The sequence below is a fragment of the Streptomyces sp. NBC_01485 genome, assembly GCF_036227125.1.
In the GTDB taxonomy this organism is placed as follows: Bacteria; Actinomycetota; Actinomycetes; order Streptomycetales; family Streptomycetaceae; genus Streptomyces.
Window position 1 is genome coordinate 6,468,410 of sequence record NZ_CP109435.1, and the last position, 13,446, is coordinate 6,481,855.

Consider the following 13,446-nt stretch of genomic DNA (forward strand, 5'->3'; position numbering starts at 1 on the left):
GCAGAACACCGGATAAGGACCGCCCCCGGGAAAGGGGGCGGTCCTTATCCGTTCTTCACAGGCGGGATACGATCGCGCCTTCAAACATCTTGATCAGAACTTCTTGAACGAACTTCTTGATCCCTAGGGGGGACTCGAGTGGGTACACCCACGTCCGAGGGCGGCGGTCGGCACAGACGCCGGATACGGATCGCCCTGCCCGTCGCCGCGGCCGGTCTGGCCGCCGTGGTCGCCGGCGCGCTGTTCCTGTCGTCGGCCCAGGCCGCCGAGACGCCGCCGACGCCCGCGCACGGTACGACGATGTCGGCCAAGGAGCTGCGGAAGCTCATCGCCGTCGCCGTCAACGGGGACGACACCCCGGGGCAGACCTCCAAGGCGGCCCTGAGCGCGAGCAAGAGCCCGAGCACCGGCGCCACCAAGGTCGACCCGAAGATCATCGGCGGTACGACGGCGAGCATCACCAACGCGCCGTGGATGGCCCAGCTGTGGTACGGCGATGATCGCGGTACCCCGGACAACACCAGCGACGACGTAGGCTTCTTCTGCGGCGGCTCCGTCATCTCGCCGACGAAGATCCTCACGGCCGCGCACTGCGTGAAGGGCTACAACTGGCAGGCCAACGGCTACGTCGTCACCGGCAGCACGCAGCTCCTGGGCGAGAACGGCGACCTGCACGGCGGCACCGGCACGTTCGTGCAGCGGCAGTGGAACCACTGGTCGTACAGCGACACGAGCCTCGACAACGACATCGCCGTGCTGACCCTGGACACCCCGGTCAAGGCCACGCCGATCAAGATGACGACGAACACGGACAGCGCCTCGTACGCGACCGGCACCAAGGCCACGCTGTACGGCTGGGGCCGCACCAGCTCCACCACGCAGGACATCTCCGAGACGCTGAAGACGGCCGAGCTGCCGATCCAGTCGAACGCGACCTGCGCGGGCTACTACGGCGCGGAATACATCCAGGGTCACATGGTGTGCGCGGGAACGCCCGCCACCGGCAGCGACACGGGCACCACCACCGCCTGCAACGGCGACTCCGGCGGCCCGCTGATCGTCAAGAACACGGCCGGTGAGAGCCGGATCGTGGGCGTCGTCTCCTGGGGTGTGGAGAACTGCGTCGCGAGCGGCGCGTACAGCGTCTTCAGCAAGATCTCCACGTACGCCGCCAGCGCCTACCCGCGCGTCGACGACACCAACCTCAACGACGACCACCTCGCCGACCTGTGGGTGCGCAACGCGTCCAGCAAGGCCGCCCGGAACCTGTACTCCAAGGGCACCTCGCTGACCGGCGGCGACTCCTGGGGCACCATGAGCGCCTACAACCTCGTCGTACAGGCCGACCTGGACCGCGACGGCGTCCAGGACCTGGTCCTGCGCCGCACCTCGGACGGCGACGTCTTCTGGATGCACTACGTGCCGTCCACCGAGACCTGGGCCACCAAGCTGATCGGCGACAACTGGAAGACCCGCACCCAGATCGTCGCCCCCGGCGACGTCACGGGCGACACCCTTCCCGACCTGATCGCCGTCGACTCGGCCGGCGCGCTGTGGGTCTACCCGGGCAAGGGCAACGGCACCTTCGCCGCGCCCGTCAAGAACGGCACGGGCTGGAACCAGTACAACGTCGTGCGCGGCCACGGCGACTTCAGCTTCGACGGCAAGACGGACCTGCTCGCCCGCAACAGGACCACCGGCGAGCTGTTCCTCTACAAGGGCAACGGCACCCCCACGGCCTCCTTCGCGGCCCGCATCAAGGTCGCGACGTGGAGCAACACGATGTACAACGTCGTCGCCACCGTCGGGGACGTCAACGGCGACGGTCTGGCCGACGTCCTGGCCCGCACCCCGGCCGGCACGCTGTACCTGTACAAGGGCACCGGAAAGGCCACCGGTGCGATCTTTGCCACAAGGGTCTCACTCGGGACGACCTTCAAGCAGTACGACCTCTTCGGCTGAGTCCGGTCGAAATCGCAGGTGAGCGGGGTGCTCCTCGCCCGCTCGCGTCACGCTCCGTGCCCGGTCCGCCGTGGATCGGGCACAGAGCGTTGTGCAACCCTGTCCCGAGTTTCCCCGTCTGACCTGACGGAGTGACGATGGTGAGGTCGCGCGAGAACAGAGGAGCACATGGCTGCCGAGAGCACGCCGGAGCCCGGCACGCCGGGTGAGGCCGGCACAACGAGCGGGGCGGGCGGCTGGGACGGTCCGCGTCACCGCAAGGAGCGGGGCAGCCGCAAGGGGCTGCTGATCGCCGCGTGGATGGCCGCGGGCGTCGTCGTGCTGGGCGGCACCGGTGCGGGCTACCTGTACTTCAAGCTCAACGGCAACATCAAGAGCGTCGACATCGACCAGGCCCTGGGCACCGACCGGCCGACCAAGCCCGACAACGGCTCCGAGAACATCCTCGTCCTCGGCTCGGACACCCGCTCCGGCGCCAACAAGAAGCTCGGCGGCGGCGCCGACGACGGCAGCGCCCGCTCCGACACGGCGATGGTCATCCATGTGTACGAGGGCCACCGGAAGGCCAGCGTGGTGTCCATACCCCGCGACACCCTGATAGACCGCCCCGCGTGCACCGACACCCAGGGCGTCACCCACGACGCCGCGTCCGACGTGATGTTCAACTCGGCGTACTCGACGGGTGGCGCGGCCTGCGCGGTGAAGACGGTCGAAGCGATCAGCGGTGTCCGCATGGACCACTACCTGGAAGTCGACTTCGCCGGCTTCGAGAAGCTCGTCGACGAACTCGGCGGCGTCCAGGTCACCACGACCAAGGCCATCAAGGACCCCGACAGCCACCTGAACCTCAAGGCCGGCACGCACACGCTCACCGGCGCGCAGGCCCTCGGCCTGGTCCGCACCCGGCACGGCGTCGGCGACGGCTCCGACCTCGGCCGCATCCAGCTCCAGCAGGCCTTCATCAAGGCCCTGGTCGACCAGGTCAAGCACATCGGCCTGTTCACCAGCGGCACCAAGCTGTACGACCTCGCCAACACCGCCACCAAGGCCGTCACGACCGACTCCGACCTCGGCTCCCTGAACGCCCTGATGTCCTTCGCGAACGGCCTCAAGAGCATCAGCGCGGACAACATGAACATGGTCACGATGCCGGTCCGGTACGACCCGTCCAACCTCAACCGCGTCATCGTCTCCGAGGCGAAGGCCGAACAGGTCTGGACAGCCCTCAAGAACGACCGGCCCATCCCGAAGACAGCCACGGAGGGCACCGCCACGGGCGAGGCGGCAGGCGTCGTGACGTCGTCGTAGCACCTGTGGGGAATAGACGGCGGCAACCCCCGGTTTTGGGGGATGGCACCAGTGCTGGCAGACTGGTACGTCGGCTCCGGTTCACGTTTGTCGCATCCCGTGACAGCGACCCGGCGCCCTCCCGAAACTAGGAGACACCTTGAAGCGCGACATCCACCCCGAGTACGTCGAGACGCAGGTCAGCTGCACCTGTGGCGCCTCGTTCACCACTCGTAGCACGATCGACGGCGGTGCCATCCGCGCCGACGTCTGCTCCGAGTGCCACCCGTTCTACACGGGCAAGCAGAAGATCCTCGACACCGGTGGCCGTGTGGCCCGCTTCGAGGCCCGCTTCGGCAAGGCCGCCGCAGGCTCCAAGAAGTAGCGAGCCCCTCTTCGCCGGTCCACGGTCGTGTCCCCGCCCAGGGACATGCCGGGACCGGCGTTTTTGGTCGCCCGCCCTTCACCCACGCACGTCATCAGGAGCCCACCATGTTCGAGGCCGTCGAGGAACTGCTCGGTGAGCACGCCGACCTGGAGAAGAAGCTCGCAGACCCGTCGGTCCACGCCGACCAGGCCAACGCGCGCAAGCTGAACAAGCGCTACGCCGAGCTCACCCCCATCGTCGGCACGTACCGCTCCTGGAAGCAGACCGGCGACGACATCGAGACCGCGCGCGAGTTCGCCGCCGACGACCCGGACTTCATCGCCGAGGTCAAGGAGCTGGAGAAGCAGCGCGAGGAGCTCACCGAGAAGCTGCGCCTGCTGCTCGTCCCGCGTGACCCCAACGACGACAAGGACGTCATCCTCGAGGTCAAGGCGGGTGCCGGCGGCGACGAGTCCGCGCTGTTCGCGGGCGACCTGCTGCGCATGTACCTGCGGTACGCCGAGCGCGTCGGCTGGAAGACCGAGATCATCGACGCCACCGAGTCCGAGCTGGGCGGCTACAAGGACGTCCAGGTCGCCGTGAAGACCAAGGGCGGGAACGGTGCCACCGAGCCCGGGCAGGGCGTGTGGGCGCGGCTGAAGTACGAGGGCGGCGTGCACCGGGTGCAGCGGGTGCCGGCGACCGAGTCCCAGGGGCGGATCCACACCTCCGCCGCCGGTGTGCTCGTGACGCCCGAGGCCGAGGAGGTCGACGTCGAGATCAACGCCAACGATCTGCGCATCGACGTCTACCGGTCCTCCGGCCCCGGCGGCCAGTCCGTCAACACGACCGACTCCGCCGTGCGCATCACGCACATTCCCACCGGAGTCGTCGCCTCCTGCCAGAACGAGAAGAGCCAGCTGCAGAACAAGGAGCAGGCGATGCGTATCCTGCGCTCCAGGCTGCTTGCGGCGGCGCAGGAGGAAGCGGAGCGGGAGGCCGCCGACGCCCGCCGCAGCCAGGTCCGCACCGTCGACCGCTCCGAGAAGATCCGCACGTACAACTTCCCGGAGAACCGCATCTCGGACCACCGTGTCGGCTTCAAGTCGTACAACCTGGACCAGGTCCTGGACGGCGACCTCGACGCGGTGATCCAGGCCTGCGTCGACGCGGACTCGGCCGCCAAGCTCGCAGCCGCCTGAGGCATCTCGTACGACGTACCGAGTACCGGAGGACTTGCGTGAACCTGCTGCTCGCAGAGGTGGCCCAGGCCACCCAGCGGCTGGCCGCCGCGGGCGTGCCCTCGCCGCGCAACGACGCGGAGGAGCTCGCCGCGTTCGTGCACGGCGTGAAGCGCGGTGAACTCCACTCCGTGAAGAACTCCGACTTCGACGCCCGCTACTGGGAGACCATCGCCCGGCGTGAGCAGCGCGAGCCGCTGCAGCACATCACCGGGCGGGCCTTCTTCCGGTACCTGGAGCTCCAGGTCGGGCCCGGAGTCTTCGTGCCGCGCCCCGAGACCGAGTCCGTGGTCGGCTGGGCCATAGACGCCGTACGCGCCATGGACGTCGTCGAGCCCCGCATCGTCGACCTGTGCACCGGCAGCGGCGCCATCGCGCTGGCCCTCGCCCAGGAGGTCCCGCGCTCGCGCGTGCACGCCGTGGAGCTGTCCGAGGACGCCCTCAAGTGGACCCGCAAGAACATGGAGGCGTCCAGGGTCGACCTGCGTCAGGGCGACGCCCTGGACGCCTGCCACGACCTCGACGGCCAGGTCGACCTGGTCATCTCCAACCCGCCGTACATCCCGCTCACGGAGTGGGAGTACGTGGCGCCGGAGGCCCGCGACTACGATCCCCAACTCGCCCTGTTCTCAGGGGAGGACGGCCTCGACCTGATCCGCGGCCTCGAGCGCACCGCGCACCGGCTGCTGCGCCCCGGCGGCGTCGTCGTCATCGAGCACGCCGACACCCAGGGCGGCCAGGTGCCGTGGATCTTCACCGAGGAGCGGGGCTGGGCCGACGCGGCCGACCACCCCGACCTCAACAAACGCCCGCGCTTCGCCACCGCCCGCCGGGCGATGCCGTGAGCGGCACCATCCCGACTTCAGCCCGGCAGTACGTGCACGAGGAGGCCCGCTAGACATGGCACGGCGATACGACACCAATGACGCGACCGACCGCGTGACCGGTCTGCGCGAGGCCGCGTCCGCCGTCCGCCGTGGCGAGCTCGTGGTCCTCCCGACCGACACGGTGTACGGGATCGGCGCCGACGCGTTCTCCTCGGAGGCCGTCGCCGACCTGCTGGAGGCCAAGGGCCGGGGCCGCAACATGCCCACGCCCGTCCTCATCGGCTCCCCGAACACGCTGCACGGCCTGGTCACGGACTTCTCCGAGCTGGCCTGGGAGCTGGTCGACGCGTTCTGGCCGGGCGCGCTGACGCTCGTCGCCAAGCACCAGCCGTCCCTCCAGTGGGACCTGGGCGACACCCGCGGCACGGTCGCCGTGCGCATGCCGCTGCACCCGGTCGCCATCGAGCTGCTGACGGAGGTCGGCCCGATGGCGGTGTCCTCCGCCAACCTCACCGGCCACCCGGCGCCGGAGAACTGCGACCACGCGCAGGAGATGCTCGGCGACTCCGTCTCCGTGTACCTCGACGGCGGCCCGACGCCCGCCAACATCCCCTCGTCGATCGTCGACGTCAGCCGTGAGGTGCCGCTGCTGCTGCGGGCGGGCGCGATCTCCGCGGACGAGCTGCGGAAGGTCGTACCCGACCTCGAGGTGGCGAATTGACAGCCCCTGACGCGGGGCGTGGCATAGGCAACGGGGAACGTGCCGCGGAACAGACGACGACGTTCGGGTTTCCGCGCGACACCTTCCGCATCCTCCACGTCAGCACCGGCAACGTCTGCCGCTCGCCGATCACCGAGCGGCTGACCCGGCATTTCGTGTCGCAGCGGCTCGGGGTGCTGGGCGGCGGGCTGATCGTGGAGAGCGCGGGGACCTGGGGCCACGAGGGCGCGCCGATGGAGGCCAACGCGGAGACCGTGCTGGCCGACTTCGGCGCGGACGCGACCGGGTTCACCGGCCGCGAACTCCTCGACGAGCACGTCATCATGGCCGACCTGGTCCTGACGGCGACCCGTGACCACCGTTCCCAGGTCATCTCCATGGGCCACTCGGCGGGCCTGCGCACCTTCACCCTCAAGGAGTTCACCCGCCTGGTGAACGCCATCGACCCCGCCACCCTGCCCCCGCTGGACGAGGGCGTGGTGATGCGCGCCCGCGCCCTGGTCCGCGCGGCGGCGGCCCTGCGCGGCTGGCTGCTGGCCCCGACCCTGGAAGCGGACGAGGTCTACGACCCCTACGGGGCGCCCCTGCCGTTCTTCCGCTCGATCGGCGACGAGATACACCAGGCGCTGGATCCGGTCGTCACGGCGCTGACGGGCGTGCCGGCGCGGATGTAACAACCCGCGCAGCTCGACCATCCCGGGCCTACATTGGACGTACGTCACCGTCGACGCCCGGAGTGCAACATGTCGGTCACCCATGTCCCCGAGGCCGATGTCCTGCGCCGGCAGGACCCCGAGCTGGCCGAGATCCTGCTCGGGGAACGGGAGCGGCAGGCGACGACGCTGCAACTGGTCGCCGCCGAGAACTTCACCTCGCCCGCCGTGCTGGCCGCGCTGGGCTCGCCGCTCGCCAACAAGTACGCGGAGGGCTATCCGGGGGCCCGGCACCACGGCGGCTGCGAGATCGTCGACGTCGCCGAGCGCATCGCGGTGGACCGCGCCAAGGCGCTGTTCGGCGCCGAACACGCCAACGTCCAGCCCCACTCGGGCTCCTCCGCGGTGCTGGCCGCCTACGCCGCCCTGCTGCGGCCCGGCGACACGGTCCTCGCCCTCGGGCTGCCCTACGGCGGTCATCTCACGCACGGGTCGGCGGCGAACTTCTCCGGGCGCTGGTTCGACTTCGTCCCCTACGGGGTGGACGCGGAGAGCGGGCTCATCGACCACGACCAGGTGCGGACGCTGGCGCGCGGCCACCGCCCCAAGGCGATCGTGTGCGGGTCCATCGCCTACCCCCGCCACCTCGATCACGCCTTCTTCCGGGAGGTGGCCGACGAGGTCGGCGCGTATCTCATCGCCGACGCCGCCCACCCCATCGGCCTGGTCGCCGGGGGAGCGGCGCCCAGCCCGGTGCCGTACGCCGACATCGTCTGCGCCACCACGCACAAGGTGCTGCGCGGGCCGCGCGGCGGGATGATCCTCTGCGGGGCCGAGCTCGCGGAACGGGTGGACCGGGCCGTTTTCCCGTTCACGCAGGGCGGCGCGCAGATGCACACCATCGCCGCCAAGGCGGTCGCGTTCGGCGAGGCGGCAACCCCGGCGTTCACCGCGTACGCCCATCGGGTGGTCGCCAATGCGAGGGTTCTCGCCGCCGCTCTCCAGGCGGCGGGGCTGGCCGTCACGACGGGCGGCACCGACACCCACCTCATCACCGCCGACCCGGCGCCTCTGGGGGTCGACGGGCGCACCGCGCGCGGGCTGCTCGCGGCCGCCGGGATGGTGCTGGACTGCTGCGCGCTGCCCCACGACCACGCCCGTGGCCTGCGCCTGGGCACCGCCGCGGTGACCACGCAGGGCATGGGGGAGACGGAGATGACCCGGATCGCGGCGCTGCTGGCGGGGGTGCTGCGGGACGAGATCGAGGCCAGGAAGGCCCGCGAGGAAGTGCGCGATCTGGCCGCCGCGTTTCCGCCGTATCCGGGCTGAACCGGGGTAGACGCGCCCTGTGCACACCCCGGGGGCGCACCCCCGTACGCCACTCCGCACAGCCGCACGTGAAACCATCGTCCCTACCCGGAAGTCCTCACACATATGCGACACATATGCGCTGTGGAGGAGTCGATCGCTAGGGTGTGGGACTGAGATGGCCGGCGAGACCTGTGGGGAAGCCCGTGCGTGAATACCTGCTGACGCTCTGCATCACGGCCGCGGTGACGTATCTGCTGACAGGGCCGGTACGTAAGTTCGCGATCGTGGCCGGAGCGATGCCGGAGATCAGGGCCCGTGACGTGCACCGGGAACCCACTCCGCGGCTCGGCGGGATCGCCATGTTCTTCGGCCTGTGCGCCGGTCTGCTGGTCGCCGACCATCTCACCAACCTCAACGAGGTCTTCGAGAAGTCGAACGAACCGCGCGCCCTGCTGTCGGGGGCCGCGGTGATCTGGCTGGTCGGCGTCCTGGACGACAAGTTCGAGATCGACGCCCTGATCAAGCTGGGCGCCCAGATGATCGCCGCGGGTGTGATGGTGATGCAGGGTCTGACGATCCTGTGGCTGCCCATCCCGACCGTCGGCACGGTCGCGCTGACCCAGTGGCAGGGCACCCTGCTGACGGTGGCGCTGGTCGTCATCACCATCAACGCGGTCAACTTCGTGGACGGTCTGGACGGTCTGGCCGCCGGCATGGTGTGCATCGCGGCGGCCGCGTTCTTCATGTACGCCTACCGCATCTGGTACTCGTACGGCATCGAGGCCGCCGCCCCGGCGACGCTGTTCGCGGCGATCCTGATGGGCATGTGCCTGGGCTTCCTGCCGCACAACATGCACCCGGCGCGGATCTTCATGGGCGACTCGGGCTCGATGCTGATCGGGCTGGTGCTGGCCGCGGGCGCGATCTCGGTCACGGGGCAGGTCGACCCCGATGTGCTGAAGCTGTTCTCCGGGTCCGAGCGCAACGCCGTCCACCAGATGGTGCCGGTCTACATCCCGCTGCTGATGCCGCTGACGATCATCGCGATCCCGGCCGCCGACCTCATCCTGGCGATCGTGCGCCGTACCTGGCGCGGCAAGTCGCCGTTCGCGGCGGACCGCGGGCATCTGCACCACCGGCTTCTGGAGATCGGCCACTCGCACAGCCGCGCGGTGCTGATCATGTACTTCTGGTCGGCGCTGATCGGGTTCGGGGCGCTCGCCTACTCGGTCAACTCGGCTTCCATGTGGATCGTCCTGAGCGTCGTGTTCCTCAGCGCGATCGGGCTGGCTCTGCTTCTGCTGCCGCGCTTCACGCCGCGTGCCCCGCACTGGGCCGAGGCTTTCGTCCCGCCCCGCTACCGCCGCCCTCGGGCCACCGAGGCCGCCGCGAAGGAACAGCCCGCAGCCGTCGCCGCGGGCCAGGACGAGCAGGAGCGGCAGGAGCCGGTTCCGGTGGGTGTGGCGGGTGCCAACGGGGCCACCGCGATCGGCGGCCGGCACAGCTCCAAGGTAAGAATCTGACTAGAGCATTGCCAAAACGTGGGAGAACGAGGAGCGGGCAAAGCCCCCATTACCAGACAACCTCCCCCGGTTTCCGCCCAGACGCGCGCTGTCACTCTCATGTGTGACAGCAAGCACACCTTCCAGGTAAAGAGCTCATCAAATAGTTTGTGATACGGTTCACGAGAACCCCGGATAGAGCCGAAGGGCCGCAGCACGACGGTCCATTGGAACGAGATGGCGTGAGGTCTTTCGCCCCTCGGGCCGGGACTACGCTCGTCCATGACGACACCTGCCCCCCTTGAATGCGGAGTTGCCGCCATGCAGTCCAACGACGTACGAACGCTGCTGCACTGTGCCCTGCCCACCGCGCTCGCGGGTGTGGCGGGAGTCGCGGTGAGCGCCGCCGTTGCCGGTGGCAAGGGAGCGCTCGGCGCCGTCTTCGGCGCGGTTCTCGTCCTGCTGTTCATGGGCGGCGGACTGATGGTGCTGCTGCGCACCGCGCGCCAGCTTCCCCATCTGTTCCAGTCGATGGGGCTGTTGCTCTACACCACCCAGATCCTGCTGTTGATGATCGTGCTGATCACGTTCAAGGGGACCTCGGCCTTCAACCCGAAATGCTTCGCCTTCACGCTGCTCGCGTCCACCCTGGTGTGGATGGCGGCCCAGGTGCGCTCACACATGAAGGCCAAGATCCTCTACGTCGAGCCTGATTCAGCCGCTCGGACGTCGTCGTGACCTGTAGGGCCGGTGTAAAGGGACTTCGGCTCTTTTGCTATGGTCTCGCCACAACTGCGGCAGAGCTGGCGCGGGCGGCAGTCGTGCCTGTGACGTCTCACGGTTCGGATCCCAGTCGCCGCCCCCTTATCCGCAAGTCCAGTCCAGTGCCGTCCCGCGGTCGCAGGCCGCGCCGACACATCGAGGTTGCCGTACCCATGCGCCACGCTGAAGGAGCTCGCGGTGAGTAACGCCAAGACGCTCGCCTTCGAGACCGACTGTCATATTTTCGACGGGTGCGGTTTCCCGACCCCCGGCCTGCACTCGTTCATGTTCGAGCCGCTCTTCACCGTCGGCGGCTTCGAATTCAACAAGCCGATGCTGCTCTCGCTGGTGAGCACCGTCATCGTCATCGGATTCTTCTGGGCCGCCTTCAACAAGCCGAAGCTGATCCCGGGCAAGCTCCAGATGGTCGGCGAGGCGGGGTACGACTTCGTACGCCGCGGCGTCGTCTACGAGACGATCGGCAAGCGCGAGGGCGAGAAGTACGTCCCGCTGATGTTCGCGCTGTTCTTCTTCATCTGGATCATGAACCTCTGGTCGATCATTCCGCTCGCCCAGTTCCCGGCCACGTCGGTCATCGCGTTCCCGGTGGGTCTCGCCGCGCTCGTCTACATCGTGTGGATGAGCATCACGTTCAAGCGCCACGGCTTCATCGGCGGCTGGAAGAACATCACCGGCTACGACCCGTCGCTCGGCCCGGTGTTCCCGATGGTCATGTTCTTCGAGTTCCTGTCGAACGTGTTCATCCGGCCCTTCACGCACGCCGTCCGGCTCTTCGCGAACATGTTCGCCGGCCACGTGCTGATCCTGATCTTCACCATCGGAACCTGGTACCTGCTCAACGGCATCGGCATCGCCTACTCGGCGGTCTCGTTCCTGATGGTCATCGTGATGACGGTCTTCGAACTGTTCATCCAGGCCCTCCAGGCCTACGTCTTCATCCTCCTGTCCTGCAGCTACATCCAGGGCGCGCTCGCCGAGCACCACTGAGCACCCACACCATCCCCTGAACTTCCGGTGGCCAACCCCCACCGGTCTGTGTAAAGAGAAGGAAGTTACGGCATGTCCGCTCTCGACACCCTCGCCGCGGTCCAGATCAAGGGCAACCTCGCTGCCATCGGCTACGGTCTCGCGGCCATCGGTCCCGGCGTCGGCGTTGGCATCATCTTCGGTAACGGCACCCAGGCGCTGGCCCGCCAGCCCGAGGCCGCCGGCCTGATCCGTCAGAACCAGATCCTGGGCTTCGTGCTCTGTGAGGCGCTCGCCCTCATCGGTCTGGTCATGGGCTTCGTCTACCCGTCGGCCTGACGGTTTCGGGCGACGAGAGAATTCCACGGAAGGAACTGATGTGATCTCGCCCTTGCTGCTCATCGCGGCTGAGGAGGAGCAGAATCCTCTGATCCCGGAGATTCCCGAGCTCGTCATCGGTCTGATCGCTTTCGCGATCGTGTTCTTCGTCCTGGGCAAGAAGCTCCTTCCGAACATCAACAAGGTTCTGGAAGAGCGTCGCGACGCCATCGAGGGCGGGATCGAACAGGCCGAGATCGCTCGGACCGAGGCGCAGAGCGTTCTGGAGCAGTACAAGGCCCAGCTCGCCGAGGCCCGTCACGAGGCCGCGCGACTGCGCCAGGAGGCGCAGGAGCAGGGCGCCGTGCTCATCACCGAGATGCGCGCGGAAGGCCAGCGTCAGCGCGAGGAGATCGTCGCCGCCGGGCACAGCCAGATCGAGGCGGACCGCAAGGCCGCCGCGTCCGCGCTGCGTCAGGACGTCGGCAAGCTCGCCACCGAACTGGCCGGCAAGCTCGTCGGCGAGTCCCTCGAGGACCACGCCCGCCAGAGCCGCGTCATCGACCGCTTCCTCGACGAGCTCGAGGAGAAGGCCGAGGCGTCTCGATGACCGCACACGGAGCGAGCCGCGAGGCATTCGCAGCAGCCCGTGAGCGTCTCGACGCGCTGACGGACTCCACGTCCGTGGACGCGGCACAGCTGGCCGGCGAGCTGGCGGCCGTCACCGCGGTGCTCGACCGCGAGGTCAGCCTGCGACGGGTCCTCACCGACCCGGCGCAGGCCGGCGACGCCAAGGCGGAGCTGGTCCAGCGCCTGCTCGGCACCCAGATCAGCGGCACCGCCGCCGACCTGGTGGCCGGCACCGTGCGCTCCCGCTGGTCGCGGTCCCGCGACCTGGTGGACGCGCTGGAGGAGCTGGCGTGCATCGCCGACCTCACCGCCGCGCAGAAGACGGGCACGCTCGACGACGTCGAGGACGAGCTGTTCCGCTTCGGGCGGATCGTCTCCTCCAACACCGGGCTGCGCGCCGCACTGACCGACCGGAAGGCCACCGTCTCGGCCAAGAGCGAGCTGCTGCGCAGCCTGCTCGGCGGCCGGGCCGACGCGGCCACCGGGCGACTGGTGACGCGTCTCGTGACCGCACCCCGTGGACGTAGCCTGGAAGCGGGCCTCGAGTCCCTGTCCAAGCTCGCCGCGGAGCGCCGCGACCGCATGGTCGCCGTCGTCACCTCGGCGGCACCGCTGAGCGCCCCGCAGAAGCAGCGCCTCGGCGCCGCCCTCGCGAAGCTCTACGGCCGCCCGATGCACCTCAACCTCGATGTGGACCCCGCGGTCCTCGGCGGGATCCGGGTGCAGGTCGGCGACGAGGTGATCAACGGCTCCCTCGCGGACCGCATCGACGACGTCGCCCGCCGCATGGCGAGCTAGCAGCAACTCAAGACCGCAGTACGAACTGATGGCGGCCCTGGTTGGGCCGTGCAGAGGATTCACCTCTTTCAGGGGGGAGT

General features: G+C 68.8%; 14 protein-coding genes. All 14 read left to right on the forward strand.

All coding sequences use genetic code 11. From position 1 onward, the window contains the following. The first annotated feature begins 138 nt into the window (after nt 1-138). Nucleotides 139-1,962, forward strand: a complete 1,824-nt coding sequence (locus OG352_RS29370; RefSeq protein ID WP_329221040.1) for a trypsin-like serine protease — start codon at nt 139-141, stop codon at nt 1,960-1,962. A gap of 168 nt (nt 1,963-2,130) precedes the next feature. Beyond that, nucleotides 2,131-3,270: an LCP family protein gene (locus OG352_RS29375; protein WP_329221041.1), complete on the forward strand. Its 1,140-nt coding sequence runs from the start codon at nt 2,131-2,133 to the stop codon at nt 3,268-3,270. 139 nt (nt 3,271-3,409) lie between these two features. After that, nucleotides 3,410-3,634, forward strand: a complete 225-nt coding sequence (rpmE, locus tag OG352_RS29380; RefSeq protein WP_329221042.1) for a 50S ribosomal protein L31 — start codon at nt 3,410-3,412, stop codon at nt 3,632-3,634. A 107-nt stretch (nt 3,635-3,741) separates the two neighbouring features. Then, nucleotides 3,742-4,818 (forward strand): peptide chain release factor 1, encoded by a 1,077-nt coding sequence (gene prfA / locus OG352_RS29385; protein WP_329221044.1) that lies wholly within the window; start codon nt 3,742-3,744, stop codon nt 4,816-4,818. Between the two features lie 38 nt (nt 4,819-4,856). After that, on the forward strand, nt 4,857-5,702 hold the full coding sequence (gene prmC / locus OG352_RS29390) for a peptide chain release factor N(5)-glutamine methyltransferase (protein WP_329221046.1): 846 nt from the start codon (nt 4,857-4,859) through the stop codon (nt 5,700-5,702). Nucleotides 5,703-5,757: 55 nt separating this feature from the next. Beyond that, on the forward strand, nt 5,758-6,405 hold the full coding sequence (locus OG352_RS29395) for an L-threonylcarbamoyladenylate synthase (RefSeq protein ID WP_329221047.1): 648 nt from the start codon (nt 5,758-5,760) through the stop codon (nt 6,403-6,405). Beyond that, nucleotides 6,402-7,079 carry an arsenate reductase/protein-tyrosine-phosphatase family protein gene (locus tag OG352_RS29400; RefSeq protein WP_329221048.1) on the forward strand — a complete coding sequence of 226 codons (678 nt, stop codon included), beginning with the start codon at nt 6,402-6,404 and terminating at the stop codon, nt 7,077-7,079. Before OG352_RS29395 ends, OG352_RS29400 begins: the two co-directional genes overlap by 4 nt. Nucleotides 7,080-7,148: 69 nt before the next feature. Continuing rightward, nucleotides 7,149-8,387 carry a serine hydroxymethyltransferase gene (glyA, locus tag OG352_RS29405; protein WP_329221049.1) on the forward strand — a complete coding sequence of 413 codons (1,239 nt, stop codon included), beginning with the start codon at nt 7,149-7,151 and terminating at the stop codon, nt 8,385-8,387. A gap of 185 nt (nt 8,388-8,572) precedes the next feature. Next, nucleotides 8,573-9,892, forward strand: coding sequence for an MraY family glycosyltransferase (locus tag OG352_RS29410; RefSeq protein ID WP_329221050.1), 1,320 nt, complete (start codon nt 8,573-8,575; stop codon nt 9,890-9,892). A 300-nt stretch (nt 9,893-10,192) separates the two neighbouring features. After that, entirely contained in the window at nt 10,193-10,609 is a 417-nt protein-coding gene (locus tag OG352_RS29415) for a hypothetical protein (RefSeq protein ID WP_329221052.1), read from the forward strand. A gap of 222 nt (nt 10,610-10,831) precedes the next feature. Then, on the forward strand, nt 10,832-11,641 hold the full coding sequence (gene atpB / locus OG352_RS29420; RefSeq protein WP_329221053.1) for a F0F1 ATP synthase subunit A: 810 nt from the start codon (nt 10,832-10,834) through the stop codon (nt 11,639-11,641). A 72-nt stretch (nt 11,642-11,713) separates the two neighbouring features. After that, nucleotides 11,714-11,959: an ATP synthase F0 subunit C gene (atpE, locus tag OG352_RS29425; RefSeq protein ID WP_256917227.1), complete on the forward strand. Its 246-nt coding sequence runs from the start codon at nt 11,714-11,716 to the stop codon at nt 11,957-11,959. A 43-nt stretch (nt 11,960-12,002) separates the two neighbouring features. Further along, entirely contained in the window at nt 12,003-12,548 is a 546-nt protein-coding gene (locus tag OG352_RS29430; protein WP_329224014.1) for a F0F1 ATP synthase subunit B, read from the forward strand. Further along, nucleotides 12,545-13,366, forward strand: a complete 822-nt coding sequence (locus OG352_RS29435) for a F0F1 ATP synthase subunit delta (protein WP_329221056.1) — start codon at nt 12,545-12,547, stop codon at nt 13,364-13,366. Before OG352_RS29430 ends, OG352_RS29435 begins: the two co-directional genes overlap by 4 nt. Nucleotides 13,367-13,446: the final 80 nt, after the last annotated feature.

Excerpts from the sequence above, each read along its gene's own strand:
- OG352_RS29375 (WP_329221041.1), top strand. The coding sequence starts at position 2,131 with ATGGCTGCCGAGAGCACGCCGGAGCCCGGCACGCCGGGTGAGGCCGGC.
- prfA (WP_329221044.1), top strand. The coding sequence starts at position 3,742 with ATGTTCGAGGCCGTCGAGGAACTGCTCGGTGAGCACGCCGACCTGGAG.
- OG352_RS29395 (WP_329221047.1), top strand. The coding sequence starts at position 5,758 with ATGGCACGGCGATACGACACCAATGACGCGACCGACCGCGTGACCGGT.
- glyA (WP_329221049.1), top strand. The coding sequence starts at position 7,149 with ATGTCGGTCACCCATGTCCCCGAGGCCGATGTCCTGCGCCGGCAGGAC.
- OG352_RS29415 (WP_329221052.1), top strand. The coding sequence starts at position 10,193 with ATGCAGTCCAACGACGTACGAACGCTGCTGCACTGTGCCCTGCCCACC.
- atpE (WP_256917227.1), top strand. The coding sequence starts at position 11,714 with ATGTCCGCTCTCGACACCCTCGCCGCGGTCCAGATCAAGGGCAACCTC.
- OG352_RS29435 (WP_329221056.1), top strand. The coding sequence starts at position 12,545 with ATGACCGCACACGGAGCGAGCCGCGAGGCATTCGCAGCAGCCCGTGAG.